The organism is Pseudochelatococcus sp., assembly GCF_050946405.1.
Lineage (GTDB): Bacteria > Pseudomonadota > Alphaproteobacteria > Rhizobiales > Beijerinckiaceae > Pseudochelatococcus.
In genome coordinates, this window is sequence record NZ_JBMNUS010000002.1 from 333,117 (window position 1) to 357,578 (window position 24,462).

A 24,462-nucleotide genomic window follows, 5' to 3' on the forward strand; every position below is an offset into this window, starting at 1 on the left:
GTCGTCCTATTCGCCGCCGCCCAGCGTGTGGACGAAGACGGTCAGCGCCTTGATGGTGGTGTCGTCAAGACGGTCCTGCCAGGCGGGCATCACCGAGCCGCGCCCGTGCCAGACGCCGTCGATGATCGTCTCGCGCTCCGGCCCGAACAGCCAGATGCCGGTGGTGAGGTTCGGCGCGCCCAGCTCGCGGTTGCCGGTGCCGTCGGCCCCGTGGCAGCTCGCGCAATTGTCGGCGAAGACCTTCGCGCCCGTGGCGAGGTTGCCCCGGTTCTCGACCGGCAGGCCGGAGAGCGAGCGCACGTAGTCCGCCACCGTGATGATGTCCGCGCGCGGGATCATGCCGTCGCGGCCGAAGGCGGGCATGTCGCCGACGCGGGCCTCGTCATGGCCGGAGCGGATGCCGAAGCGGATCGTCTGCTCGATGTCCGCGAGCGTGCCGCCCCACAGCCAGGCGTCGTCGTTGAGGTTCGGATAGCCCTTCGCGCCGCCGCCGCCTGCGCCGTGACAGGGGGCGCAATTGTCGCCGAAGGCCGGCCGGCCGAGCGCGCGGGCGAAGGTGAGCAGTTCCGGGTCCGCCTCGATCTGCGCCGTGGTGGCGTCGTCGAGGCGCGCCATCATGGCGCCGCGCTGCTCGCGCAGATCCCCGAGATGCTCCGCCACCTGCCCGCGCGAACTCCAGCCGAGCAGGCCGGGCGTGAAGGAGGAGATGAGCGGCCAGGCGGGATAGGCGATCCAGAAGCCGACCGACCATACGATGGTGGCGTAGAACACCCACAGCCACCAGCGCGGCAGCGGGTTGTTCAGCTCCTGGATGCCGTCCCACTCGTGGCCGGTGGTGGTAACGCCCGTGACCGCATCGACCTGCGGCGCATGGCCCGTGCTGTTTGCGTCGATTTGCGCCATGATGCTCAGTCCTCCCGCAACGGAATGCGCGCGGCCTCTTCAAATCCCTTCCGGCGGGAAGGGGCGAGGGCGTAAACCAGAATGGCGATGAATATGCCGATGAAGTAGAGCAGGCCCCATACCTGGGCGAACTCCGCAAGCATCTGATACGTGCTCATGAACGTTCTCCCGTCAGCGGATGTTGGCCTTGTTGTCGTAGAGCTTGAAATCGACGTGGGTGCCCAGATGCTGGAGGTAGGCGATGAGGGCGTCCGCCTCCGTGATCCGGCCCGGCCGGTCGCTGAAGTTGCGCGCGATGGCCTTGGGGTAGCGCGCGAGGAAGCCGTCGATGTCGGGATCGTCGAGCGTCGCCTGAATGGTGACGTCGCCCACCGCCCGCTGGATCATCTCGTCCGTATAGGGCACGCCCGCCACGCGCAGCACGCGCATGTCGTCGGCGATGCGGCTGAAATCCAGCTCGCGCTGCTCGAGGAAGCCGTAGGGCGGCATCACCGAGCCGGGCACCACCGATTTCGGATCGCGCAGGTGATCGCGATGCCAGAGGTCGGAATACTTGCCGCCGACGCGCGCGAGGTCCGGCCCCGTGCGCTTGGAGCCCCACTGGAAGGGATGGTCGTACATGCTCTCGGCCGCCAGCGAATAATGGCCGTAGCGCTCCACCTCGTCGCGCAGGGTGCGGATCTGCTGGCTGTGGCAGTTGTAGCAGCCCTCGCGCACGTAGATGTTGAAGCCGGCAAGCTCCAGCGGCGTCTTGGGCCGCATGCCCTCCACCTTCTCGATGGTGCTCTTGAGGTAGAACAGCGGAACCGCTTCCACGAGGCCGCCGACGGCGACCACGACGACGATGCCGATGAGCAGGATGAGCGAGTTCTTCTCGAAGATCGCGTGTTTTTGCCAAAGCGACATGGTGGTCCTCATTCAGCCGGCGCAAGGGCAGGTTTTTCGGCGGGTTTGGCGGCGGTTTCGGGAACGGCGTCTTCCGCCTCGCCGTATTTCACGGTCATCCAGAGGTTGTAGGCCATGATCAGCGCGCCGATCAGGAACAGCACGCCGCCGATGGCGCGGATCAGGTAGAAGGGATGCATCGCTTCCACCGTCTCGATGAACGAGTATTCGAGGAAGCCGAGGCTGGTGTAGGCGCGCCACATCAACCCTTGCAGGATGCCCGCCACCCACATCGACGTGATGTAGAGCACGATGCCGATGGTCGAGACCCAGAAATGCAGGGAGACGAGCCGCAGCGAATAGAGGCCCTTGCGGTTCCACAGCCACGGCACGAGGCAGTAGAGCGTGCCGAACGAGATGTAGCCGACCCAGCCCAGGGCGCCCGAATGGACGTGGCCGACGGTCCAGTCGGTATAGTGCGACAGCGCGTTGACCTCGCGCACCGACATCAGCGGGCCTTCGAAGGTCGCCATGCCGTAGAACGCGATGGCCACCACCATGAGGCGCAGCACCGGATCGGTGCGCAGCTTGTCCCACGCGCCCGAAAGCGTCATCAGGCCGTTGATCATGCCGCCCCACGAAGGCATCCACAGGATGATCGAGAACGTCATGCCCAGCGTCTGCGCCCAGTCGGGCAGGGCGGTGTAGTGCAGGTGGTGGGGACCGGCCCAGATGTAGATGAAGATCAGCGCCCAGAAGTGGATGATCGACAGCCGGTAGGAGTAGACCGGCCGCTCCGCGCGCTTGGGCACGAAGTAATACATGATGGCGAGGAACGGCACCGTCAGGAAGAAGCCGACGGCGTTGTGACCGTACCACCACTGGATCAGCGCGTCCTGCACGCCGCTCCACAGGATGTAGGATTTCGGCGAGAAGATCGACACCGGAATCGCCGCGTTGTTGCCGAGGTGCAGGACGGCGATGGTGACGATGAAGGCCAGATAGAACCAGTTCGCCACGTAGATGTGCGGCTCCTTGCGGCGCGACAGCGTGACGAGGAACACGAGCAGGTAGGCGACCCAGACCACGGTGAGCAGCAGGTCGGCGTACCATTCCGGCTCGGCGTATTCCTTGGACTGGGTGATGCCCAGCAGGTAGCCCGTGCCGGCGATGACGATGAACAGGTTGTAGCCGAGCACGACGAACCACGGCGCGATGTCGCCGGCGAGCCGCGCGTGACAGGTGCGCTGAAGGACGTAGAACGACGAGCCGATCAGCACGTTGCCGCCGAAGGCGAAGATCACCGCCGAGGTGTGAAGCGGGCGCAGGCGGCCGAAGTTGAGCCAGGAGGCGAGGTTGAGCTCGGGGAAGGCGAGCTGGAAGGCGATGATCACGCCGACCAGGAAGCCGGCGATGCCCCAGACCACCGCCGCGATGGAGGCGAACTTGACCGGCTCGAAATTGTAGTTCGGCCGTCCGTCGATCACCGCCGGCGGCAGCTCCGCGGGGCGGGCGTAGAATCGGTCGATGATCTTGAACACGCCCCACGCGCTGGCAGCCGCCATCACGAAGGCGTGGAACGAATAGGCCGAGGTGTGGGCCTTCGCGCCGATCAGGATGAACAATAAAGTCAACGCCGCCAACACGGCGGCCGTTCCGGCCTCGCCGAATGTCATGCGTTTCTGGGGTGCGATCGCTTGCGCCATGTGTCTACCCGCCGCTAGTGTCACCGCCGGGTCGGATCACCCAGCTTTATCATTATTACAGCTTTGAGCTGCACCGCGTGCCGTCTCCTTGATTAGAATCAATTTTTTTTGAAAGAGGACTTTGCGTCGCACTCTTTCCCCACCGCGCCTAAGGCCCTGTTTCCGGGGGCATATGGCCGTGCGGCATTTTCGCGCCCCGCGTCGCCGGCGCCGTGGCGGGCGAAGTGATGTGGCGCAACTCGCCGGCGGGGCGTATGTGCTATAGTCGGTCGAAAGGCGAGATGGGGCGAGAAGGTGAGGCCATGAAAGCGCGGGATATTCTGACAGCCAACGTCATCACCATCGGGATCGACGCATCGCTGACCGAGATCGCTGATCTGCTCGTGCGCCATCGCATCGGCAGCCTTCCGGTGCTCGACGAGCGCGACAGGGTTGCGGGCGTCGTGTCCGAGGACGATTTCCTGCGCCGCGTCGAGACGGGCACCGAGCGGCGGCGTTCGCGGCTGGCGGAGTTTTTCACCAGCGAGGCGGCGTTGCAGCAGGATTACGTGCGCTCGCGCGGGTTGAAGGCGCGTGACGTCATGCGCACCGACCAGCCCCGCATCGGGCCGGACGTCGAACTGGCCGAGATCGCGGACGTTCTCGAGCGCTACAATATCCACAGCGTCCTCGTGGTCGAGGAAGAAAGGCTTGTCGGCATCATCAGCCGCAGCGATCTCGTGCGCGCCTATGCCTCGGTCGCCGATACGCGGGCGCAGCCGACGGAGGACGACCGGGCCATCCGCGAGGCATTGCTGCGGGAACTCGCGAGCCAGCCCTGGGGCCGCAGGCTGGAGAACACCATCGTCGTTACCGACGGCGTGGTGCATCTGTGGGGGCAGGTGGTTTCGCCCACCGAGCGCGCGGCCCTGCGCGTGGCGGCGGAGCGCATTCCCGGTGTCGCCAAGGTGCAGGATCACACCACCCTCACCGGCCCGGTGGCCGTTCCCGAATAGGGCGGCGGACGTTCAGACGGCATCGCGCCGCCAGCGTTCAGTTCTGCAAGCCGTTCATCGCGGCGTCGATGGCTTCGCTCAAGGCGTTGTTGAGCAGGGGCTTTTCCACGATCGGCACGCCGACCGCAAGCGCGCGGGCGCGCAAGGCCGCGCTGGGATAGCTGGTGATCAGGATGGCGGGCAGGGTGGCCCGCCGCTCGTGCGCCAGCGACACGAGCATGTCGAGGCCGCTCGCGCCGGGCATTTTCTCGTCGACCACGAGGCAGGCGCGCCGGGGCAGGTCGGAGGCTTGCAGGAATTCCGCCGCGCTGGCGTAGCAGAGCACGCGGAAACCCTCGATCTCCAGCGAGAACTTGAGGGCGCCGCGAACGGCGGGATCGTCGTCGATGACGAGCACGGTCCGCCTGTCGATGATCAGCCGGCCATCCGCCGGCGGGTGGCTTGCGCTCTGTCCGCGCGGAAAGGCCGTTTCTCCACAGCGACAATTATCGGAGGTATTCACAGCGTGCCACCACGTCCCGACCGCTCTTGAGGCATTGCATCCGGTTTCCCCGTCCGATGGAAAGGCGCGGCGGCCGCCGGGTCTCGCGTCGCGCCCGCATTCGGCGATGCAACAGGAGTTTGTGCCAGTTCGCCATATTTCGCAAATGGTTGCCTTGACGTGGATCAACGACGTGAATCAACCGCACCGTTTCGCGCCGGGCTCGGGGCGGCCGCCGTCAGGGGGCGGCCGTCAAGGATTGCCGGCTTGGCCGGCGAGGCTGCGCGCGCTCTCCGGCGCATGGCCGCTGACCATCGCCATGCGGACGAGATGCGAGAGGCTCGCGGCGTTCATCTTTGTCATCACGTGGGCGCGATGCACCTCGACGGTGCGCGGACTGATTCCCAGCGATACGGCGATGTGCTTGTTGGTCATTCCCCTCACCAGCCCGTCCAGCACCTCGCGCTCGCGGGCCGTCAGGGTTTGCAGCCGCTCGGTGATCTCGATGGTTTCGGCGGCCGTTCCGGGCGACGCCTTCGGCCCTTCGAGCGCGGTGCGAATCGCCGCCAGCAAGACCTCGTCGTCGAACGGCTTTTCCAGGAAGTCGCTGGCGCCGATCTTCATGGCGTCGACCGCGAGCGGAACATCCGCATTGCCGGTGATGACGATCACCGGCAGGTCGATGCCCTTTTCCCGCAGGATGCGCAACAGATCGATGCCGCTGATTCCCGGCATGCGGACGTCGGAGACGATGCAGCCGCCGAGCCCCCACGGCCGCTGTTCCAGAAACGCCGCCGCCGAAGCGTAGGTGAGCACGGTCAGGTTCATGCCTTCCAGCAGGAACGCCAGCGAATCGCGCACTGATTCATCGTCGTCGATGACGTGGACGGTGCCGCTACGCATGCTCCTGTGCCTCCTCTTGGACCGAACGAAGGGTGAAGCGAAAGATGGTGCCGCCGCCGGGGGCGGCCTCGGCGCCGATCTGGCCGCCGTGCGCCTCGACGATGGTGCGGGAGATCGACAGCCCCACGCCCATGCCGTTGCGTTTCGTCGTGACGAACGGCTGGAACAGCCGCCGCGCCACATCGGGCGCGAGGCCGGGGCCGGTATCGATGACGCTCACCTCGACCATGCCGTCTCCGGCGGGCGTCGTGGTGACGCGGATTTCCCGCGTTTCCGAATCCTGCACGGCCTCCAGCGCATTGCGCAGCAGGTTGACGAGCACCTGCTGGATCTGCACCTTGTCGGCCAGCACCCAGGCGGCCTGCGGATCGAGATCGTAGGTGACGCGCGCCCCGTATTCGCGCGCGCCCACGAGCGCCAGCGCGCTCGCTTCCTCGATGACCTTGGTGAGATTCTCCACGCGCCGTTCGCTCTCGCCGCGCGCCACGAATTCGCGCAGGCGGCGGATGATCTGCCCCGCCCGAAGGGCCTGGTCGGACGCCTTTTCGAGCGCGTCGCGCATGCGCGCGGTGCGGGGTGCGTCCTCGTCCGCGAGCAGGCGGCGCACGCCGCGCAGATAATTGGCGATGGCGGTGAGCGGCTGGTTCAGCTCGTGCGCCAGCGTGGAGGCCATTTCGCCCATCGCGGTGAGGCGCGAGATATGCACGAGTTCCGCCTGAAGATCCTGAAGGCGGGCTTCCGTGAGCTGCCGCTCCGTGAGATCGCGGATGAAGCCGGTGAAGAAGATTTCGCCCGGCCCCGTGGTCTCGCCGACGGCGAGCTGCATCGGGAAGGTGGAGCCGTCCTTGCGCTGCCCCATGACCACCCGTCCGATGCCGATGATGCGCTTCTCGCCCGTTTGCAGATAGCGCTCCATGTAGCTGTCGTGATCTTCCCGGTAGGGCGAGGGCATCAGGATGGAGACGTTCCGGCCCAGCGTCTCCCCGGCGGTGAAGCCGAAAAGCCGCTCCGCCGCGCGGGAGAACGAGCGGATATGCCCCGAGCGGTCGATGACGACCATGGCGTCGGGCACCGTATCGAGAATCGAGCGCAGATGCGCCTCCCTCACGCGCAGATCCCGCGCCGCGGCGACGAGCCCGGCCGAAGTGCGGTCGCGCAGGCGCTCGCCCGCATAGGCCATGCCGAGGCCGAGAAGGGAAAAGGCGATGGCAGCGGCCACATCGGCCTGCACCTCGTCCGGCGCATGATCGGTCAGCGCGCCGGCGGTGGCCAACGCCGCGGCGGTCGCCGCAAGGCCGGGGCGAAAGCCGCGCTCGCATCCGAACAGGACGGCGATCGCAAGCATCGACAGCAGCAGGGCGGGCGTCTCCCCGAGCCCGAAGATCAGGCCGAGCACCCCGACGAAGGCGACGGCAAACAGGCCGTGCAGGTAATCCGCGGGCCCTACGCCTCCCGGCGGGCGGTCCGCCTGCCGCAGCGCCCGCTTGCGTCCGGCCGAAAACGGGCAGGCGGAAACGCCTTCCTGCGCGCGATTGCGTTCCCGCAATGCGTGCGGGTTGCCCGATGCGCTAATGTCATTTCCGAAGTCGCCGTTCCGGGCGCTTCCCGGATCGCGACGGGGCTCGGTTTCCGTCATCGCCGTTCTCTGCTCACGTCATACGGCGTCTCTCATGCCGGCGGCGGCCGGACGCCCGCCGTCTTGCCCGGAGGCGGCCCGGAAAAGGGCCCTGAATCTGCTACTAAGGGATTCCCCTTACGCAGTCGACCGAATTTCGCGCCGACGGCGGCAGGAATACAACGAGGACATGACGAAGGGAGACGACATGTCCAGCATCCTGCAAACGCCTCAGACTGTCACCACCGCCAATGTTCCCGTGCGGACGCCTTCGGTCGGCACCGGCGGCGTCGCCGTGCGCGGGCAATGGCTGCCTTCCGCGGACCAGATCGCCGACTGGTCGCTCGACGCCCGCATCGTTCATCTGTTCGCCGAGATCGGAACGCCCGTCGTGGTGCCGCGAAACGGCGAACTCTATGCGGAAGACGGGCAGGTCGACAATCTCTACCGGATCGAGAGCGGCGTCATCCGCACCTGCAAGATCCTGAACGACGGCCGCCGGCAGATCGACGGCTTCTACATGGCCGGCGACATCGTCGGTCTGGAAGTCGGCCGCCGGCACCAGTATTGTGCCGAGGCGGTTTGCCGCGCGACGCTCAGGGCGGTGCGCATGCGCACCGTCCATGCGCAGATCGAGGCGGGCGGCGATCTCTCGTGCGCGCTGTGGGAGATGACCGCGCGCGAGCTGCTGCGGTCGCAGCAGCACATCCTGCTGCTCGGCCGGCGCAGCGCGCAGGAGCGGGTGGGCTGCTTCCTGCTGGCGCTCGCGAGCCGGATCGCGGGCAGGAACGTGCTGGAAACCGCGAACGTGCTGTTCGACCTGCCGATGTCGCGGCAGGACATCGCCGACTATCTCGGCCTGACGATCGAGACCGTTTCCCGCACCTTCACGCAGCTTGAGGCGATGGGCGTCATCGCGCTGGAGTCTGCCCGCACGGTGCGGCTGAGCAACCGCGCCGCGCTGCGGGAAATGAACGGCTGACCTTACACGGCGGCCGGCGTCAGCCCCACGGCCCCCTTCTGTGCGTGGGGGCGTCGTTTTCCCCCGCCGGGGGCTGCGGCGCGCCGGTCGCGCTCGCGGGCAGCCGCCCGCCCGCATGGCGCACCAGCGCATCGATCCTGTCCGCGACGGGCGGATGGGTGGCGAACAGGCTGCTGAAGCCGGCGCGCGGGTTGTCGATGCACATCTCCATCACCGCCGAGGGCGCGGCGGCAAGGTCGCTGCGCCCGGAAATCTTGAGCAGGGCGGAGATCATGGCGTCGGGGTTCTTCGTCAACTCGACGGCGCCGGCATCGGCGAGATATTCCCGCGAGCGCGACAGCGAGAAGCGGATGAGGACGGAGAGCGCCCACGCCAGCACGGCAAGGGCGATGGCCACCACGATGGCGATGGCCGCGCCGCCGCCCTTCCTGTCGTCGCCGGAAGAGGCGCGCGAGCGGCGCATGGGCGCGAACCGCAGCCAGCGGAAGATCATCTCGCCGAAGAACGAAATCGCCCCGGCGATGATCATGGCCGTCACCATCAACTGCACGTCCCTGTTGCGGATGTGCGTGAGTTCATGGGCCAGCACGGCTTCGATCTCGTCGCGGTCCAGCGTCTCCAGCAGCCCGCGGGTGACGGTGACGGCGTACTGGCTTTCGCTGAGGCCGGAGGCGTAGGCGTTCAGCGCGTCCGTGTCCATGACGGCGAGGCGTGGCGTGCGCAGGCCGCGGGAAATGCACAGGTTTTCGAGCAGCGCATAAAGCTCCGGCGCATCGGCGCGCGTCACGTCGTGCGCGTGGGTAATGGCGCCGAGCATCTTCTGGTGGAAGAAATAGGCGATGGCGATCCACGCCAGCGCCGCCAGCGTGGCCGCCGGTATCGCCGACGGCAGATCCGCCAGCGCGCGCCGCACGAGGACATCGAACGGCGCATCCTCGGCCAGCGCCTCGCCCGCCAGCGCGCCGGCGAACACCAGCACGTAAACGAGCAGAAACAGCCCGCCGATCAGAAAGACCGAGCGGACGCGGTTGGCGCGGATGTGGCTGTATAGCCCGAACGCGGCCATGGGCGGCGTTTCCGGCTCAGAACTTCACGGCCGGGGGCGCGTCGAGCTGCTGGCGCGCACCTTCGCCGACATCGAAGAACGCGCGGTGCGAGAAGCCCAGTTTGGTGGCGAAGAGGGCCGCGGGAAACGATTCGATGGCCGCGTTATACTCGCTGACGGTGTTGTTGAAGAAGCGCCTCGCGGCGGCGAGCCTGTTCTCGATATCGGCGAGATCGCGCTGCAACTGCTGGAAATTGCTGCTGGCCTTGAGATCGGGATAGGATTCCGCCACCGCGATGAGGCGCCCCAGCGCGCCCGACAGCGCCTGTTCCGCGCCCGCCTGCGCGGCGGGATCGTGCGCGCCCAGCGCGAGCTGGCGCGCCTGCGTGACCGAATCGAGCGTATCGCGCTCATGGGCGGCATAGCCCTTCACCGTCTCCACGAGATTGGGAATGAGGTCGTGGCGCTGCTTCAACTGCACGTCGATGTCGCCGAACGCCTGGTTGACGCGCTGCCGGAGCGCCACCAGCCCGTTGTAGACGAACACCGCGTAAAGAAGCAGCGCCACGATGACGCCGACGATGATCCATTCCATGATTGCAACTCCCCGAAGCGCCTGAACCGTTTCATCTTTTCGCACGCCGCACCGCCGATGCGGCAGTATCGCACGCATGGCTTGCGCGAACGTGAAAATACCGCGTCAGAAATCGTCGTCGCCATCGCCGCCGTGCGCGGACCGGTGCGTTTCGACATGGGTCGTCTCGCCCGCGCCGGGCTGGCGCTCGCGCGTGCCCGAAGCGCGCAGCGCCATGCCGCCGATTTCGAGACCGGCGGCGCCGCTCTCCTCACCGTCGAAGCGAAAGACGACGCCGAACGAATGCCAGTTGTCCGCCGGCACGCCATAATGCCGGATGACATCGCGCAGGATCGGTTCGAGCCGCCGGGCGATCGACATGCGCCGCTCCAGATCGCGGTCGAGCGCCCGCAGCACTTCCTCGATGTCGATCATGTCGTCGAAGGGCACGGTTTCCGGCGTGTCGTCGTTATCGGGCATTCGGTCTCCTGACCTTTCGGGACGCGGCGCCCGCGAGCCGATCGGCATATGTATGTTCGCAACGCGATACTGATCCGGCAAAGCCGGTGTTCCGTCCCGTGCGAAGGTGCGCTATGGGTTTGCCGTGGTGCCGGCGTGGCCGGCAGGGAATCGTCAGGGCGCATCCTCGTAACAGGTACGCCGTCATCATGACAGGCGCAGACAAGCAATGCCAGAGACGCAGAATTACATCCGGCGCATATTGACATCCTCGGTCTACGATGTCGCGATCGAATCGCCGCTCGACACCATGAAGCGGCTGTCGCAGCGCGTCGGTGCGCAGGTTTTCCTGAAGCGGGAGGACTTGCAGCCCGTCTATTCCTTCAAGCTGCGCGGGGCCTACAACAAGGTTGCGCAGCTCTCGGCGGAGGAGCGCGCGCGCGGCGTCATCTGCGCGTCGGCGGGCAACCATGCGCAGGGCGTGGCGCTCGCCACCCAGAAACTCGGCATTCGCTCGGTCATCGTCATGCCGCGCACGACGCCCGGCATCAAGGTCGCGGCCGTGCGCAACCTCGGCGGCGAAGTGGTGCTGTTCGGCGACGCCTTCGACGACGCGCGCCGCCACGCGGCCGAACTCGAACGCGAGCAGGGCCTCGTCTTCGTCCATCCTTACGACGACCCGGACGTGATCGCCGGGCAGGGCACCGTCGCGGTCGAGTTGCTGCGCCAGCATCCGGGGCCGCTGGAGGCTGTTTTCGTGCCCATCGGCGGCGGCGGGCTCGCGTCGGGCATCGCGCTCTACATCAAGTTCCTGCGGCCGGCCGTGAAGGTGATCGGCGTCGAGCCGGACGACGCCGCCAGCATGAAGGCGGCGATCGCGGCGGGCGAGCGCGTGGTGCTGCCGCATGTCGGCCTGTTCGCGGACGGCGTGGCCGTGGCGCAGGCGGGCGCGGAAACCTTCCGCATCTGCCGCGAGTTGCTCGACGGCGTCATCACCGTTTCCGGCGACGAGATCTGCGCGGCGATCAAGGACATCTTCGACGACACCCGCGCCATCGCGGAGCCGGCCGGCGCGCTCGCGCTCGCGGGCCTCAAGCGCTACCGCACCCTGCCCGAGGCGGGCAACGGCCCGCTCATCGCCATCAATTCCGGCGCGAATCTCAATTTCGACCGCCTTCAGCATGTGGCGGAACGCGCGCAGATCGGCGAGCGCTCCGAGGCGCTTTTCGCCGTCACCATCCCGGAGGCGCCAGGCAGCTACCGCCGCTTCATCCGCCTGCTGGGCGACCGGCAGATCACCGAATTCAACTACCGTTTCGCGGCCGGCTCCGACGCGCACATCTTCGTCGGCGTGCAATTGCGCGAGGGCGAGCGGGAGAGGGAGCAGATCCTCGCTCTGCTGCGGGAGCACGACTATCCCGCCATCGACCTCACCGACAACGAACTCGCCAAGCTGCATGTGCGGCACATGGTGGGCGGGCGGGCGGCTTCCGTCGACAACGAACTTGTCTACCGCTTCGAGTTTCCCGAGCGGCCCGGCGCGTTGCTGCGTTTCCTGGAAGTGCTGCGCTCGGACTGGAACATCTCCATGTTCCACTATCGCAACCACGGCACCGATTTCGGCCGCGTGCTCGCGGGCATTCAGGTGGAGCGGGGCGACCGGCCGGCTTTCGAGGGCTTTCTGGACGAACTCGGCTATCCCTTCTGGGAGGAAACCGACAACCCGGCCTACCGGCTGTTCCTCGACGGAAGCTGAAGCGGAAGTTTGCATCCCGTCCCGACATTCGCCACAATGCCCGCGCCTTCTCGGGCGGCGGGGCAAGGGTGCGCAAGCGTCCGGCCCTTGAAAGATTCTCTTCCGGGCGGCATGGACGATGACTTCCTCTGAGCATTTGAACGATCGATCCTCGGCATCTGCCTCGGCAGGGGTGCTCGACGTCGATCTTTCAGCCATTCGCGCCAATTATCGGCTGTTGCAGGCGCGTCTGGCAGGCGCGCGCTGCGCGGGCGTGGTGAAGGCGGACGCCTACGGGCTCGGCGCGGCGTATGTCGCGCCGGTGCTGCACGCGGAAGGCTGCCGTGATTTTTTCGTCGCCCATCTCGATGAGGCGCTGACGCTGCGCCCACTGCTGCCGGCTGACAGCACGCTCTACGTGCTGAACGGACTTGCCGGCGACGCCGTGCGCGAATGCGCGCTGTCCGGCGTCGTGCCGGTGCTCAATTCCGCCGATCAACTGGCGGCGTGGCGCGCGGAGGCCGGCCGGCTCGGGCGCGTGCTGCCCGCCGTCGTGCAGATCGACACCGGCATGTCGCGGCTGGGCCTCGCGCCGCGCGATGTCGAGGCGCTGGCGCGGGACGGGCTGGCCTTCGCGGGGCTGGATATCCGCTTCCTCATGAGCCATCTCGCCTGTGCCGACGAGCCGGCGCACCCGGCGAACGCGGAGCAGCTCGCCGCTTTCCGGGCCGGCCATGCGGCGCTTGCCGCCCATCCCGCTTTCGCACGGGCGGGCCGCTGTCTCGCCAACTCGTCCGGCATCTTCCTCGGGCGGGACTATCATTTCGACATGGCGCGTCCGGGTGCCGCGCTCTACGGCATCAACCCGCAGCCGGGAAGCGGCAACCCGATGCAGGCGGTCGTGCGCCTGTCCGCGCGGGTGATCCAGACGCGCGCCATCCCGCAAGGCGCCCATGTCGGTTACGGCTATACGTTCGAGGCGCCCACGCCCGCGCGCGTCGCCACGCTTGCCGTGGGATACGCCGACGGCTGGCTGCGCAGCCTGAGCGGGCGCGGCGCGGCGTGGCTCGACGGCCACCGTCTGCCGATTCTCGGCCGGGTGTCGATGGACAGCGTTTGCGTCGATATTTCAGCGCTGCCCGAAGGGCTTGTCGGAACGGATACGCGCGTCGAGCTGATCGGGGATCGCCAGGGCGTCGACGATGTGGCGACGGCGGCCGGCACCATCGGCTACGAGATCCTGACATCGCTCGGTCATCGCTACAGGCGCATCTATCGCGGCGCGGCCCTGCCGTCCTGATTCGCGCCCGCCTTTCATCGCATCGGGGAAGTCGTATCCAATGAAAGTCATCGTTCTGGGCGCCGGCGTCATCGGCGTGACCTCCGCGTGGTATCTGGCCAAGGCCGGCTGTGAAGTCACCGTGCTCGACCGGCAGCCGGGACCGGCGCTCGAAACGAGCTTCGCCAACGCCGGGCAGGTGTCGCCCGGCTACGCGTCGCCATGGGCCACGCCGGAAACTCCGCTGAAGGCGCTCCAGTGGTTGTTCATGGAGCATTCGCCCCTGATCCTGCGGCCGAGGGCTGAAGCCGACATGCTCGCCTGGCTCGTGCGGATGCTGGGCAATTGCACCGCCGCGCGCTACGCCGTCAACAAGGCCCGCATGGTGCGCGTCGCCGAATACAGCCGCGACTGTCTCGATGCGCTGCGGGCCGAGACCGGCATCACCTATGACGAACGCACGCAGGGCACGCTGCAACTGTTCCGCACGCAGAAACAGCTCGACGCCGTGGAGGGCGACGTCGAGGTGCTGCGCCAGTACGGCGTTCCGTTCGAGCTGCTGTCGGCGGATGGCTGCGTGGCGGCGGAGCCGGCGCTCGCGCATACCCGCCACAAGATCGTCGGCGGCCTGCGCCTGCCTCATGACGAGACCGGCGATTGCTTCAAATTCACGAACGCGCTGGCCGCGCTCGCACAGGAAGCCGGCGCGATCTTCCGCCATGGCGTGGAGGTGCTCGGGATCGACACGGAAGGCGACAGAGCCACGGGCGTGCGCACGGCGCAGGGGCTTGAGCCGGCGGATGCCGTGGTGGTCGCGCTCGGCAGTTTTTCCCCGCATCTGCTGAAGCCGCTGGGCTTGCGCGTGCCGGTCTATCCGGTGAAGGGATATTCGATTACCGTCGATGTCGCGGAGCCGGACGATGCGCCGGTCTCCACCGTGCTGGACGACACCTACAAGGTCGCGATCACCCGCCTGGGCGACCGCATCCGCGTCGGCGGCATGGCGGAGGTATCAGGCTACCGGATTGCGCTGCATCCCGACCGCAAGGGCACGCTGGCGCTGGTGCTGCACGATCTCTTTCCCCGTGGCGGCGATCCGGCGCCGGCGCAGCTCTGGTCCGGCCTGCGTCCGATGACGCCGGACAGCACGCCGATCATCGGCGGCACGCGCTTCACCAATCTCTACACCAATACCGGGCATGGCACGCTGGGCTGGACGATGGCCTGCGGCTCGGGAAAACTGCTGGCGGATATCGTGACCGGCGCGAAGCCGGACATCGATGCGTCGGACCTGTCGCTCGCCCGCTACGGCTAAAGCGTTTTCAAGCAAAGCGGATACCGCTTTGCGTGAAGAAAACGCGTCAAGTCAATAAGATAGAGCATTTCTGCGTTTCAACGAAACGCAGAAATGCTCTAAGGCACCGCACGTTCCGAATTTCGCCCCAACTTGCGTTCAATCCGATGGATCGGCTTGAACGCAAACTGCCCCAAGGCGTGCGAAAACGCGCCGGATCAGGAGCCGGGGCTATCCCCGCGCTTCGAAGACGGGCGGAACTGCTCCAGCACGAAAACGCGGATCGCGGATGACAGGTTGCTGTCGCTGCGCGCCGTGTCGATTTCCGCGATCAGCGTCGCCACCGGCATGCCGCGGCCGTCCGCGATGTCGCGCAGCGCCTGCCAGAACGGCTCTTCCAGCGACACGCTGGTGCGATGGCCGGCGATCATGACCGAGCGCTTGACGACGGAGCCGGTTGCGCCCGCCTTGCTCACACCTTGCCGCCATCCGTATCGCCGCCGTTCTCTTCCGGGAGGCGATGGGCATCGAGATGGCGTTCATCTTTCTCGCGGGCGGCGGCCGAGGCGGTGCGCTCGGCTTTCGTCGCGCCGAAGCGCAGGCGGTTCTCCGCCGCCTGCGCTTCTTTTTCGGATCGCGCACGCGCCTTGCGGGCGCGGCGCAGGTTGACGATTTCGGCCATCGGGCTTTTCGTCAGTGCGGGGCCAGCATGTCCTGCGGGCGGACGACGGCGTCGAATTCTTCCGCCGTGACCTTGCCGGACTTCAGCGCTTCCTCGCGCAGCGTGGTGCCGTGCTTGTGGGCCGCCTTGGCGATGTCGGCGGCGGCGTCGTAACCGATCTTCGGCGCGAGCGCCGTCACCAGCATGAGCGAGCGCTCCAGCAGCTCGGTGATGCGTTCACGGTTGGGCGCGATGCCGACGACGCAATTGTCGGTGAAGCTCACGGCGCCATCGGCGAGCAGACGCACCGATTGCAGGAACACATGGGCGATGACCGGCTTGAACACGTTGAGTTCAAGATGCCCCTGGCTGCCGGCGATCGAAATCGTCGTGCCGTTGCCGATCACCTGCGCGGCGAGCATGGTCACGGCTTCCGACTGGGTAGGGTTGACCTTGCCGGGCATGATGGACGAGCCGGGCTCGTTCTCCGGCAGCGACAGCTCGCCAAGCCCCGAGCGCGGCCCGGAGCCGAGCAGGCGGATGTCGTTGGCGATCTTGAACAGGGCGGTGGCGATGCTCACCAGCGCGCCGTGCGCGAAAACGATGGCGTCGTTGCTCGCCAGCGCCTCGAACTTGTTCGGCGCCGTCACAAAAGGCTGGCCGGTGATCTCGGCGACCTTGGCGGCGAAGCGCTCCGCGAACTGCGGATGGGCGTTGAGGCCCGTGCCCACCGCCGTGCCGCCTTGCGCCAGCGGATAAAGCGATTCGAGGCCCTGCTTCACATGCCGGATGCCGGTCTCGATCTGCGCCGCGTAGCCGGAAAACTCCTGGCCCAGCGTCACCGGCGTCGCGTCCTGCAGGTGGGTGCGGCCGATCTTGACGATATCCGCGAACTCCTGCGACTTGGCGACGAGCGCCTTGTGCAGGTGCTCCAGCGCCGGCAGCAGCCGGTTGGTGACATCGAGCACGGCGGCGATGTGGATGGCGGTCGGGAACGTATCGTTGGACGACTGGCCCCTGTTGACGTGGTCGTTGGGGTGAACCGGCGTCTTGGAGCCGAGCGGCGCGCCGAGCAGCTCGTTGGCGCGGTTGGCGATCACCTCGTTGGCGTTCATGTTCGACTGCGTGCCGGAGCCCGTCTGCCACACCGCCAGCGGGAAATGGTCGTCGAACTTGCCCTCGATCACCTCCTGCGCGGCAGTCGCGACGGCGTCCGCCACCTTGCCGTCGAGCGCGCCGAGATCCTTGTTGACGAGGGCGGCGGAGCGCTTCACCAACGCGAGGGCATGGACGAGCGGCAGCGGCATTTTCTCGGTGCCGATGCGGAAATTCTGGAGCGAGCGCTGGGACTGCGCGCCCCAGTAGCGATCGGCCTGAACCTCGATCGGGCCAAAAGAATCGGTTTCGGTACGGGTCTGCGTCATCGGGCGCTCCTCGAAGGGCGATACGCTTCGCGGCAAACATTTGGCGCAAGCGTTCGCTCAAAGCCACACGCGCAAGGCGCCGCCGGCCGGCGGCGCTGCGTTCTCTCGCCTGGGGCGGCCGCAGCATGGCAGGCCGCAATCCATTGGGGAAGGGGTATAGCCGCACCCGAAGCAACGCGCAAAGGGGGGAGCGGGGCGATCGCGCGGGATAAGGTGACGAATCGGCGATTTTGTCATGCCGCCGGCGGCCGGGCGGATGCGGATCAGGTGTTCTTCTTGTCAGGTGTTCTTCTTGCGGAAAGCGTCAAGCCGCACCACCTGCGCGCCGGCCTGCTCGCCTTCGCCCTCAGGCGCGTCGTTCCGGCCGGGCTCACCCGCTTCCGCTTCCGCGGGCTGCGCTTCGCCGGCCTCCTGCTGCGCGAGAGAAACGGGCGCGTCCTGCGCGCTCTCGTCCCGAGCGCGGTCGCCCTGCGCCTCGTCGCCTTCGCCCGCGCGGGCCGGCGCGATCTCGAAGATGCGACGCGGAAACGCCGCGGGCTCCGGGGCTGCGGCATCGGCATCGGTTTCCGCTTCGTTGTTCTCGTCGTCGTCGGACGTATCGAGCTCCGTCTCGAAGCGCAGGCCGAAATCGACCGACCGATCGAAGAAACCGGTCATCGCCTCGAACGGCACGACGAGCTTTTCCGGGATGCTCCCGAACGACAACCCGACCTCGAAGGTCGTTTCCGACACGGTCAGATCCCAGAACTGGTGCTGGAGCACGATGGTCATCTCTTCGGGATACCGGGCGCGCACGCGACTCGACAGCTTGACGCCGGGATGGCGCGTCAGAAACGTGATGTAGAAATGATGGTCGCCGGGCAGCCCGTCCCGCGCCACATCGGCAAGCACCTTGCGGACAACGCCGCGCAGAGCATCCTGAACGTGAAGGTCGTAGCGGATGTAGTCCTGGGTCATGGGAGCAGATGCCTGAAATATGCCGATGCAGAAACCGCATCTCCGGGCACCCTAGATGCCAGACTTGCAGGGGTCTGCGCAAGTCCTGACGCCACAGGCCGCAGCGGTTTGTCTGCTCCCGCCGTCGATCAGGAAAGTGGAGGCTTCTGTTGCCAGGTGCCTCCGAACCCCGCCCTACGGGGCTAACCGCAGGGACTTTTAATCGATCACCAACACCGCATTACGCGGCGGCAGCAACCGGAGCATAGTTGTCGTTGGCAACTATTGATTTGACCCGATAACGGCGGAATCATGCCGGACGAAAGCACACCTTTTACACCCTCGTCGATCCTATTTCGCCCCCGCCAAAAACCAGCAACCATATGATATTGCTGGCCTTTGGTGGAGGCGCCGGGTACCGCCCCCGGGTCCGAATGGCTTATTGCGATGACCGTTTATCGTCATAGCCGTCTTGCGACGGCAAAGTGAATATAAGGCGTGTCGGCCCCGGATGGAAGAGGCAGAAAAATTATCGCCGCGTTATTCGCCGTGCGCGGATATCCTCCGTTTTTTTCGTTCTCCGCTGTTTCGCGGACAAGCCGGTATGATAGCGTGCGCGGCATTCGGACGCCGGTCATATGTGCCCGCGCCGGCGCTTTTCCGTTTTGCGAGGATTGCGATCATGCGCGCCTATCTCGATCTCGTCGACCGCATCCTGCGCGAGGGAAGCCGCAAGGACGACCGCACCGGCACCGGCACGCTGTCGCTGTTCGGCGAGCAGTTGCGTTTCGATCTCGCGCGCGGCTTCCCGCTGCTGACGACGAAGCGCGTCCATCTGAAATCCGTCGTGCGTGAGCTGCTGTGGTTTCTGCGCGGCGACACCAATGTCGCGTATCTGCATGAGCACGGCGTCACCATCTGGGACGAATGGGCGGATGAGCACGGCGATCTCGGGCCGGTCTACGGCAAGCAATGGCGCGCCTTCGCCGGCGCCGGCGGCGAGACCGTGGATCAGATCGCCTGGGTCGTCGACGAAATCCGCCGCAATCCCGATTCGCGCCGGCTGGTGGTGAGCGCCTGGAACCCGGTCGACATCCCGAAGATGGCGCTCGCGCCGTGCCATTGCCTTTTCCAGTTCTATGTCACGGACGGCAAGCTGTCGTGCCAGCTTTACCAGCGTTCGGCGGACGTGTTTCTCGGCGTGCCGTTCAACATCGCAAGCTATGCCTTGCTGACGGAGATGGTCGCCCATGTCGTCGGCCTGAAGGCCGGCGCATTCGTCATGACGTTCGGCGACGTGCATCTTTATCTCAACCATGTCGAACAGGCGCGCACCCAGCTCGCGCGCGATCCGCGCCCGCTGCCGCGCCTCGCGCTGCGCGAGGGCGTCGCGTCGGTGTTCGATTTCGATGCCGGCGATATCGCGGTCGAGGGCTACGACCCTCATCCCGCCATTCGCGCGCCGGTTGCGGTCTGAACGGCGATGGAAACGGCGCGGCGTCTTCCGCTCGTCATCGTCGCCGCCGTGGCGTCGAACGGCGTCATCGGCGTGCGCAACACGTTGCCGTGGCGGCTCGCCAGCGATCTGAGACGCTTCCGGGCGCTGACCATGGGCAAGCCCGTCGTCATGGGCCGCAAGACCTTCGAATCATTGCCGCCGGCGCGCCCCGCCGCGAACGGCGCGCCGGCGAAGGGCCGCTTGCCCGGCCGGCCGCTCGTGGTGCTGAGTCGCTCGCCGCCGTCCGTCTCGCCCGACGACGGCGAGGTCGCGCATGCGCCCGATCTCGCCCGGGCGCTGGCGCTCGCGGACGCCATCGCGGCGCGCGACGGCGCTGATGAGATCGTGATCGCCGGCGGCGGCGATGTTTTCGCGCAGGCGCTGGCGCTCGCCGACCGCCTGTATCTCACGTGGGTCGACGCCGCGCCGCAGGGCGACGCCCGTTTTCCCGCGATTCCGCCTGTCTTCCGCGAGGTGCGGCGGGAAGCGCACGCCGCCGGAGAAAGGGACGATCACGCATTCGCGTTTGTTGACTATATCCGGCAAACGGATAGGGATTGAGGAAATGCCGGCGTCGGAACTTGACGCCGCCGCCTGCGTCTCCCAAGTTGCGGACATCGGGTTGCAGGGTTCGCGCGGCGGACGTCACGTTGTTGGCATACAGGTGCGAATGTCCCGCCCGGAAGCCTGTCATCAGGGGCGAGACATCAGAAGGGAATGGCTGACTTATGCCTTGGAGTAACCAGAGCGGCGGTCCTTGGGGCCAGAAACCACAGGGGCCTTGGGGCAACGGCCCGCAGGGGGGCGGGCAGCCGCCCGATCTCGAGGATATCCTGAGACGCGGCCAGGACAAGCTCAAGGGCTTCATTCCCGGCGGCAGCGGCGGTGCGCGCGGCATCGCGGCCATCGCGCTCGGCGCCGTTCTGCTCTGGCTCGCCACCGGCTTCTACACGGTGCGCCCCGACGAGGTCGGCCTCAACCTGATCTTCGGCAAGTATGTCGGCAAGACGGGCGAGGGCCTGCGCTACAACTTTCCCTATCCCGTCGGCTCCGTCATCAAGCCGCGCGTGACCACCGTGAACACGATCGAGGTGGGCCAGCGCACCGGCGACACGACGCAGCGCATCTCGCAGCGCGAGGTGCCCGAGGAAAGCCTGATGCTGACCGGCGACGAGAACATCGTCGACATCAACTTCACCGTGCAGTGGCAGGTCAGCCCGACCAACCCCGAGCATTACGTCTTCAACCTGAAGAACCCCGACGCCTCGATCAAGGCGGTGGCCGAAAGCGCCATGCGCGAGGAAGTGGGCCGGCGCAACATCCAGGCCGTGCTCACCACCGACCGCGGGCCGATCGAGGCCGAGGTGCGCCGCCTCATGCAGGTGCAGCTCGACGAATACGGCGCGGGCGTGGAAATCCGCCAGGTGCAGTTGCAGAAGGTCGACCCGCCGCAGCAGGTCATCGACGCCTTCCGCGACGTGCAGGCCGCGCGGCAGGATCAGGACCGCGTGCGCAACGAGGCGGAGACCTACGCCAGCCGCGTGGTGCCCGAGGCGCGCGGTGAGGCGGCCCGGATCGTGCAGGCGGCCGAAGGCTACCGCGAGGGCGTCGTCGCCGACGCACGCGGCGCGGCGGCGCGCTTCACGCAGGTTTACGAAACCTACAAGACCGCGCCCGCCGTGACGCGCGAACGCATGTTCATCGAGACCATCGAAAAGGTGCTCGGCGCCTCCGACAAGGTTATTCTCGATCACGGCGTCGGGCAGGGCGCATTGCCGCTGCTGCCGCTGGGTTCGTTGCAGGCGCCCGCTCCGTTGCAGCCGCAAGCCGGCGGCGCCCCGCGCAACCAGCCCGGAACGAGCATTCAGCAGGGAGCCGGCCGATGAACGCCCAGACCTTGAAAGTTGCCGGCGCGGTCATCCTCGCCGTGGTGGCGTTCGTGCTCTACAGCGCCACCTTCATCGTGCACCAGACGGAGCAGGCGCTGGTGCTGCGCTTCGGCGGCGTGCGCTCCGTCGCCACGGAGCCGGGGCTCTATTTCAAGCTGCCGCTGATCGAGGCCGTCGTCGACATCGACAAGCGCGTGCTCGACCTCGACCTGCCGGAGCAGGAGGTCATCGCCGCCGACCAGAAGCGCCTCGTCGTCGACGCCTTCACCCGCTACAAGGTGACGGACGCCGTGCGCTTCTATCAGGCGGTGAACAACATCGCCGGCGCCAACCTGCGGCTTGCCAACATCATCAACTCCACCGTGCGCTCGGTGGTGGCGGAAGCCTCGTTCACGGACATCGTGCGCAGCAACCGCGCCGGGCTGATGGGCGAAATCCGCGACGAGGTGAACCGGCAGGCCCAGGGCCTCGGCATCACCGTGATCGACGTGCGCCTGCGCCGCGCCGACCTGCCGCAGCAGAACAGCGAGGCCGTGTTCCAGCGCATGCAGACGGAACGCCAGCGCGAGGCCGCCGACATCCGCGCGCAGGGCTCGCAACTCGCCCAGACCATCCGCGCGCGCGCCGACCGCGACGTGACGGTGATTCGGGCCGACGCCAACCAGCAGGCGCAGCAGACGCGCGGCGAGGGCGACGCACAGGTGAACAGCATCCTGGCCGAAGCCTATGGCCGCGACCCGGAATTCTTCGCCTTCTTCCGCTCGCTGCAAGCCTATGGCGCGAGCCTCGCCGGCAACGGCACGCGCTGGGTGCTGTCGCCCGATTCGCCGTTCTTCCGCTATCTGGCGGGGCCGGGCGAAACCGCGCAGGCCGCGCCTTCGGTCGCCCCCTCGGCGGCGCCCGCCGCCGCCGCCGCGCGGGAAGAGCCCGCCGATGCGTCGCCCGCCGATGCGTCGCCTGGAGACGCTTCCGGCCAGTGACCGAGGCGGCGGGCCTTCCTGCGAAGGCTCGCCGCATTCGCGAGGACGGGCGCGGAAGGCACCCGCCCGCCGCACAATTGTTGTGCCATGGTTTTGCAGAGACTTTATTTTTGCGCCCCGCCGTGGTTTTTTCATCCTGAATGAAGAGCGAAACATCGGTCGCGGCGCGAACAGGATCGGCGCCAGCGCCGGCAGACAGGTTTCGCCGCGCCGCCGGGGGGCCGTGGACCGAATGACAGATTTTCTTGCCGCTTTCGGATTGCTGCTCGCTCTGGAGGGCATCTTCTTCGCGGCGCTTCCCGGCGTGGCGCAGCGCGTGTTGAGCGAGGCGGCGCAATCGCCGGCGGAACGCATGCGCCTCGTCGGCATTCTTTTCGCCGTCATCGGCGTCGTGCTGATCTGGGCGGTGCGCTGGGGCGGCTTTTTCTGAGGACGGCGCGTCAAGGCGTCTCTCTTTTTCGCCGAAACGCGGAAATGCTCTATCCTCCTGCTTGAGCATGATCCTCCGCCAAAAAGCGGTATCCACTTTCGGGAGATCGTGCTCCGGGCTATTGATTGCGGGCGCGTTATGGCCGTTCAGACGATTCCGCCTGAACGGCAGGCGGCTCATCCGGTTGTTTGCGCATCAAGTTTTTCCGGCCCGAAGGGCCGCGAAACGAAATGTGCGCATGCTTTTCAGCTCGATGCTCCAGAGGCTGTCAGTGACCATGCAGAACATCCTACAAGCTTCACGCCGGGGCGGAGCCGTTCTCGCGCTCGGCCTGGCGATGACGGCGATGCTCGCCGTGCCGGCCCAGGTGAGGGCCCGTGCGGCGGCCGAAGCGACGATCGCGCCCGCTCCGGCGCGCGGACCGGAAGCCATCGCCGACCTCGCCGCAGAGGTGATGGACGCCGTCGTCAACATCTCCGCCACCGAAACGGAAACCGCGACCCGGCGCGGCGACGTGCCGCCGGCCATTCCCGGCTCGCCGTTCGGCGATCTGTTCGACGAGTTCCGCAAGCGTCGCGGCGAGGACGGGCCGCGCCCGCGCGGCGCCGAATCGGCCGGTTCCGGCTTCGTCATCGACGAGACGGGCGTCATCGTCACCAACAGCCATGTCATCGGCGAGGCGAACGATATCACGGTCGCGTTCACGGACGGCGCCAAGCGCAAGGCCGAAGTGGTGGGGCGCGACGACAAGCTCGACCTCGCCGTGCTCAGGGTGAAGGCCGACAAGCCGCTGAAAGCGGTGAAGTTCGGCAATTCGGAAAACCTGCGCATCGGCGACTGGGTGGTGGCGATCGGCAATCCGTTCGGTCTCGGCGGCTCGGTGACGGCCGGCATCGTCTCGGCCCACAGCCGCGATATCGAGCAAGGCCCATACGACGATTACATCCAGACCGACGCGGCCATCAACCGGGGCAATTCCGGCGGGCCGCTGTTCAACCTGGCCGGCGAGGTGATCGGCATCAACACCGCGATCCTGTCGCCTTCGGGCGGCTCGGTCGGCATCGGCTTCGCGGTGCCGGCGGAACTCGCCGCGCCGACCATCGCGCAACTGCGGGAATTCGGCGAAACGCGCCGGGGATGGCTCGGCGTGCGCGTGCAGCCGCTGGATGAGGATGCGGCCGACGCGCTCGGCCTGAAGAGCCAGGACGGCGCGCTCGTCGCCAGTGTCGACGCGGCCGGCCCCGCCGCCGGCGCGGACATCAAGGCGGGCGACGTCATCGTGCGCCTCGACGGCAAAGCGGTGAAGGAGCCGCGCGACCTCTCGCGCGGCGTCGCCGCGACGCCGATCGGCAACAGGGTGGAGGTGACGTTGCTGCGCGACGGCGCGGAACGCAAGGTATCGGTGACGCTCGGGCGTCTCGAGGACAGCGAGAAGGCGCAGAACGCGGCCGAGACGGCGGGCGATGCGGCGGCGCGGCCGAATCGCGCCCTCGGCCTGCATCTTTCGGAAATCGACGAGGAACTGCGCCAGCAATTCGCGCTGGCCGACGAGCTGAAGGGCGTCGTGGTGGTGGAGGTCGATGCCGATTCGCCCGCCGCGGACAAGCGCATCGCGCCCGGCGACGTGATCGTGGAAGTGGGGCGGACGCCGGTGACGACGCCCGCCGAGGTGGAGCGCGCCCTGGCCGCCCAGCGCAAGGAAGGCCGCCGCTCGGCGCTGCTGCTCGTCACCGGGCGCGACGGCGAGGTGCGTTTCGTCGCCGTCCGGCTTGAGGAATAGGGCCGGTT

General features: G+C 67.1%; 25 protein-coding genes and 1 other RNA gene. 11 read left to right on the top strand and 15 right to left on the bottom strand.

Going from position 1 to position 24,462, the window contains the following annotated elements; all coding sequences use genetic code 11:
* Nucleotides 1–6: 6 nt before the first annotated feature.
* The 4 genes from ccoP to ccoN are packed head-to-tail and all read right to left on the bottom strand — an operon-like array spanning nucleotide 7 to nucleotide 3,494.
* On the bottom strand, nucleotides 7–903 hold the full coding sequence (ccoP, locus tag ACOYJQ_RS05105; protein WP_433456902.1) for a cytochrome-c oxidase, cbb3-type subunit III: 897 nt from the start codon (nucleotides 901–903) through the stop codon (nucleotides 7–9).
* Nucleotides 904–908: 5 nt separating this feature from the next.
* On the bottom strand, nucleotides 909–1,061 hold the full coding sequence (locus ACOYJQ_RS05110) for a cbb3-type cytochrome c oxidase subunit 3 (RefSeq protein WP_433456903.1): 153 nt from the start codon (nucleotides 1,059–1,061) through the stop codon (nucleotides 909–911).
* A gap of 13 nt (nucleotides 1,062–1,074) precedes the next feature.
* The gene (gene ccoO / locus ACOYJQ_RS05115) at nucleotides 1,075–1,809 is read right to left on the bottom strand and encodes a cytochrome-c oxidase, cbb3-type subunit II (protein WP_433456904.1); all 735 of its coding nucleotides are present in this window, start codon (nucleotides 1,807–1,809) and stop codon (nucleotides 1,075–1,077) included.
* Between the two features lie 8 nt (nucleotides 1,810–1,817).
* On the bottom strand, nucleotides 1,818–3,494 hold the full coding sequence (gene ccoN, locus ACOYJQ_RS05120; RefSeq protein WP_433456905.1) for a cytochrome-c oxidase, cbb3-type subunit I: 1,677 nt from the start codon (nucleotides 3,492–3,494) through the stop codon (nucleotides 1,818–1,820).
* A gap of 302 nt (nucleotides 3,495–3,796) precedes the next feature.
* Here ccoN and ACOYJQ_RS05125 point away from each other — a divergent pair, with 302 nt between their 5' ends.
* Entirely contained in the window at nucleotides 3,797–4,489 is a 693-nt protein-coding gene (locus tag ACOYJQ_RS05125; RefSeq protein WP_433456906.1) for a CBS domain-containing protein, read from the top strand.
* 37 nt (nucleotides 4,490–4,526) lie between these two features.
* Here ACOYJQ_RS05125 and ACOYJQ_RS05130 read toward each other — a convergent pair whose 3' ends face one another.
* The 3 genes from ACOYJQ_RS05130 to ACOYJQ_RS05140 form a co-directional block, all read right to left on the bottom strand.
* Nucleotides 4,527–4,991 carry a response regulator transcription factor gene (locus tag ACOYJQ_RS05130; protein ID WP_433456907.1) on the bottom strand — a complete coding sequence of 155 codons (465 nt, stop codon included), beginning with the start codon at nucleotides 4,989–4,991 and terminating at the stop codon, nucleotides 4,527–4,529.
* Nucleotides 4,992–5,222: 231 nt separating this feature from the next.
* The gene (gene fixJ, locus ACOYJQ_RS05135) at nucleotides 5,223–5,873 is read right to left on the bottom strand and encodes a response regulator FixJ (RefSeq protein WP_433456909.1); all 651 of its coding nucleotides are present in this window, start codon (nucleotides 5,871–5,873) and stop codon (nucleotides 5,223–5,225) included.
* Complete coding sequence (locus tag ACOYJQ_RS05140; RefSeq protein WP_433456910.1) at nucleotides 5,866–7,419, bottom strand: sensor histidine kinase; 1,554 nt, start codon at nucleotides 7,417–7,419, stop codon at nucleotides 5,866–5,868. The genes fixJ and ACOYJQ_RS05140 overlap by 8 nt, the downstream gene beginning before the upstream one ends.
* Nucleotides 7,420–7,678: 259 nt before the next feature.
* Here ACOYJQ_RS05140 and ACOYJQ_RS05145 point away from each other — a divergent pair, with 259 nt between their 5' ends.
* Complete coding sequence (locus tag ACOYJQ_RS05145; RefSeq protein WP_433456911.1) at nucleotides 7,679–8,470, top strand: helix-turn-helix domain-containing protein; 792 nt, start codon at nucleotides 7,679–7,681, stop codon at nucleotides 8,468–8,470.
* 19 nt (nucleotides 8,471–8,489) lie between these two features.
* Here ACOYJQ_RS05145 and ACOYJQ_RS05150 read toward each other — a convergent pair whose 3' ends face one another.
* From ACOYJQ_RS05150 to ACOYJQ_RS05160, 3 genes are all read right to left on the bottom strand, one after another.
* Nucleotides 8,490–9,536 carry a M48 family metallopeptidase gene (locus ACOYJQ_RS05150; RefSeq protein ID WP_433456913.1) on the bottom strand — a complete coding sequence of 349 codons (1,047 nt, stop codon included), beginning with the start codon at nucleotides 9,534–9,536 and terminating at the stop codon, nucleotides 8,490–8,492.
* A 16-nt stretch (nucleotides 9,537–9,552) separates the two neighbouring features.
* Nucleotides 9,553–10,110 (bottom strand): LemA family protein, encoded by a 558-nt coding sequence (locus ACOYJQ_RS05155; protein WP_433456914.1) that lies wholly within the window; start codon nucleotides 10,108–10,110, stop codon nucleotides 9,553–9,555.
* A 105-nt stretch (nucleotides 10,111–10,215) separates the two neighbouring features.
* A complete protein-coding gene (locus ACOYJQ_RS05160) occupies nucleotides 10,216–10,569 on the bottom strand; it encodes a hypothetical protein (RefSeq protein WP_433456915.1) in 354 nt (117 codons plus the stop codon).
* A 208-nt stretch (nucleotides 10,570–10,777) separates the two neighbouring features.
* Here ACOYJQ_RS05160 and ilvA point away from each other — a divergent pair, with 208 nt between their 5' ends.
* The 3 genes from ilvA (at nucleotide 10,778) to ACOYJQ_RS05175 (ending at nucleotide 14,877) form a co-directional block, all read left to right on the top strand.
* Nucleotides 10,778–12,304, top strand: a complete 1,527-nt coding sequence (gene ilvA, locus ACOYJQ_RS05165; RefSeq protein ID WP_433456916.1) for a threonine ammonia-lyase, biosynthetic — start codon at nucleotides 10,778–10,780, stop codon at nucleotides 12,302–12,304.
* Nucleotides 12,305–12,422: 118 nt separating this feature from the next.
* Nucleotides 12,423–13,583, top strand: a complete 1,161-nt coding sequence (gene alr, locus ACOYJQ_RS05170; RefSeq protein ID WP_433456917.1) for an alanine racemase — start codon at nucleotides 12,423–12,425, stop codon at nucleotides 13,581–13,583.
* Between the two features lie 40 nt (nucleotides 13,584–13,623).
* On the top strand, nucleotides 13,624–14,877 hold the full coding sequence (locus ACOYJQ_RS05175; RefSeq protein WP_433456918.1) for a D-amino acid dehydrogenase: 1,254 nt from the start codon (nucleotides 13,624–13,626) through the stop codon (nucleotides 14,875–14,877).
* A 197-nt stretch (nucleotides 14,878–15,074) separates the two neighbouring features.
* Here the strand turns inward: ACOYJQ_RS05175 and ACOYJQ_RS05180 are convergent, their stop codons facing one another.
* The 5 genes from ACOYJQ_RS05180 to ssrA all read right to left on the bottom strand — a co-directional run bounded on the left by ACOYJQ_RS05180 (nucleotide 15,075) and on the right by ssrA (nucleotide 18,398).
* The gene (locus tag ACOYJQ_RS05180) at nucleotides 15,075–15,332 is read right to left on the bottom strand and encodes a ribbon-helix-helix domain-containing protein (protein WP_433456919.1); all 258 of its coding nucleotides are present in this window, start codon (nucleotides 15,330–15,332) and stop codon (nucleotides 15,075–15,077) included.
* Entirely contained in the window at nucleotides 15,329–15,538 is a 210-nt protein-coding gene (locus ACOYJQ_RS05185) for a DUF4169 family protein (protein ID WP_433456920.1), read from the bottom strand. The genes ACOYJQ_RS05180 and ACOYJQ_RS05185 overlap by 4 nt, the downstream gene beginning before the upstream one ends.
* Nucleotides 15,539–15,549: 11 nt before the next feature.
* Nucleotides 15,550–16,941: a class II fumarate hydratase gene (gene fumC, locus ACOYJQ_RS05190; protein ID WP_433456922.1), complete on the bottom strand. Its 1,392-nt coding sequence runs from the start codon at nucleotides 16,939–16,941 to the stop codon at nucleotides 15,550–15,552.
* Nucleotides 16,942–17,220: 279 nt separating this feature from the next.
* Nucleotides 17,221–17,898, bottom strand: coding sequence for an SspB family protein (locus ACOYJQ_RS05195; protein WP_433456923.1), 678 nt, complete (start codon nucleotides 17,896–17,898; stop codon nucleotides 17,221–17,223).
* Between the two features lie 135 nt (nucleotides 17,899–18,033).
* Nucleotides 18,034–18,398, bottom strand: a transfer-messenger RNA (tmRNA) gene (ssrA, locus tag ACOYJQ_RS05200).
* Nucleotides 18,399–18,559: 161 nt separating this feature from the next.
* On the opposite strand from ssrA, the gene ACOYJQ_RS05205 reads away from it, so the two are divergent.
* The 6 genes from ACOYJQ_RS05205 to ACOYJQ_RS05230 all read left to right on the top strand — a co-directional run bounded on the left by ACOYJQ_RS05205 (nucleotide 18,560) and on the right by ACOYJQ_RS05230 (nucleotide 24,454).
* A complete protein-coding gene (locus ACOYJQ_RS05205; RefSeq protein ID WP_433456924.1) occupies nucleotides 18,560–19,354 on the top strand; it encodes a thymidylate synthase in 795 nt (264 codons plus the stop codon).
* A 6-nt stretch (nucleotides 19,355–19,360) separates the two neighbouring features.
* Nucleotides 19,361–19,936, top strand: a complete 576-nt coding sequence (locus ACOYJQ_RS05210; protein ID WP_433456925.1) for a dihydrofolate reductase — start codon at nucleotides 19,361–19,363, stop codon at nucleotides 19,934–19,936.
* Nucleotides 19,937–20,103: 167 nt separating this feature from the next.
* A complete protein-coding gene (hflK, locus tag ACOYJQ_RS05215; RefSeq protein WP_433456926.1) occupies nucleotides 20,104–21,261 on the top strand; it encodes an FtsH protease activity modulator HflK in 1,158 nt (385 codons plus the stop codon).
* The gene (gene hflC / locus ACOYJQ_RS05220; protein ID WP_433456927.1) at nucleotides 21,258–22,244 is read left to right on the top strand and encodes a protease modulator HflC; all 987 of its coding nucleotides are present in this window, start codon (nucleotides 21,258–21,260) and stop codon (nucleotides 22,242–22,244) included. Before hflK ends, hflC begins: the two co-directional genes overlap by 4 nt.
* 232 nt (nucleotides 22,245–22,476) lie before the next feature.
* Nucleotides 22,477–22,674: a DUF2065 family protein gene (locus tag ACOYJQ_RS05225; protein ID WP_433456928.1), complete on the top strand. Its 198-nt coding sequence runs from the start codon at nucleotides 22,477–22,479 to the stop codon at nucleotides 22,672–22,674.
* Between the two features lie 277 nt (nucleotides 22,675–22,951).
* Nucleotides 22,952–24,454, top strand: a complete 1,503-nt coding sequence (locus ACOYJQ_RS05230; RefSeq protein ID WP_433456929.1) for a Do family serine endopeptidase — start codon at nucleotides 22,952–22,954, stop codon at nucleotides 24,452–24,454.
* The last annotated feature ends 8 nt before the right edge of the window (nucleotides 24,455–24,462 follow it).

Coding starts and splice junctions, on each gene's coding strand:
- ccoP (WP_433456902.1), bottom strand. CDS start 903: ATGGCGCAAATCGACGCAAACAGCACGGGCCATGCGCCGCAGGTCGAT.
- ACOYJQ_RS05110 (WP_433456903.1), bottom strand. CDS start 1,061: ATGAGCACGTATCAGATGCTTGCGGAGTTCGCCCAGGTATGGGGCCTG.
- ccoO (WP_433456904.1), bottom strand. CDS start 1,809: ATGTCGCTTTGGCAAAAACACGCGATCTTCGAGAAGAACTCGCTCATC.
- ccoN (WP_433456905.1), bottom strand. CDS start 3,494: ATGGCGCAAGCGATCGCACCCCAGAAACGCATGACATTCGGCGAGGCC.
- ACOYJQ_RS05125 (WP_433456906.1), top strand. CDS start 3,797: ATGAAAGCGCGGGATATTCTGACAGCCAACGTCATCACCATCGGGATC.
- fixJ (WP_433456909.1), bottom strand. CDS start 5,873: ATGCGTAGCGGCACCGTCCACGTCATCGACGACGATGAATCAGTGCGC.
- ACOYJQ_RS05145 (WP_433456911.1), top strand. CDS start 7,679: ATGACGAAGGGAGACGACATGTCCAGCATCCTGCAAACGCCTCAGACT.
- ACOYJQ_RS05150 (WP_433456913.1), bottom strand. CDS start 9,536: ATGGCCGCGTTCGGGCTATACAGCCACATCCGCGCCAACCGCGTCCGC.
- ACOYJQ_RS05155 (WP_433456914.1), bottom strand. CDS start 10,110: ATGGAATGGATCATCGTCGGCGTCATCGTGGCGCTGCTTCTTTACGCG.
- ACOYJQ_RS05160 (WP_433456915.1), bottom strand. CDS start 10,569: ATGCCCGATAACGACGACACGCCGGAAACCGTGCCCTTCGACGACATG.
- ilvA (WP_433456916.1), top strand. CDS start 10,778: ATGCCAGAGACGCAGAATTACATCCGGCGCATATTGACATCCTCGGTC.
- alr (WP_433456917.1), top strand. CDS start 12,423: ATGACTTCCTCTGAGCATTTGAACGATCGATCCTCGGCATCTGCCTCG.
- ACOYJQ_RS05175 (WP_433456918.1), top strand. CDS start 13,624: ATGAAAGTCATCGTTCTGGGCGCCGGCGTCATCGGCGTGACCTCCGCG.
- ACOYJQ_RS05185 (WP_433456920.1), bottom strand. CDS start 15,538: ATGGCCGAAATCGTCAACCTGCGCCGCGCCCGCAAGGCGCGTGCGCGA.
- fumC (WP_433456922.1), bottom strand. CDS start 16,941: ATGACGCAGACCCGTACCGAAACCGATTCTTTTGGCCCGATCGAGGTT.
- ACOYJQ_RS05195 (WP_433456923.1), bottom strand. CDS start 17,898: ATGACCCAGGACTACATCCGCTACGACCTTCACGTTCAGGATGCTCTG.
- ACOYJQ_RS05205 (WP_433456924.1), top strand. CDS start 18,560: ATGCGCGCCTATCTCGATCTCGTCGACCGCATCCTGCGCGAGGGAAGC.
- ACOYJQ_RS05210 (WP_433456925.1), top strand. CDS start 19,361: ATGGAAACGGCGCGGCGTCTTCCGCTCGTCATCGTCGCCGCCGTGGCG.
- hflK (WP_433456926.1), top strand. CDS start 20,104: ATGCCTTGGAGTAACCAGAGCGGCGGTCCTTGGGGCCAGAAACCACAG.
- hflC (WP_433456927.1), top strand. CDS start 21,258: ATGAACGCCCAGACCTTGAAAGTTGCCGGCGCGGTCATCCTCGCCGTG.
- ACOYJQ_RS05225 (WP_433456928.1), top strand. CDS start 22,477: ATGACAGATTTTCTTGCCGCTTTCGGATTGCTGCTCGCTCTGGAGGGC.
- ACOYJQ_RS05230 (WP_433456929.1), top strand. CDS start 22,952: ATGCAGAACATCCTACAAGCTTCACGCCGGGGCGGAGCCGTTCTCGCG.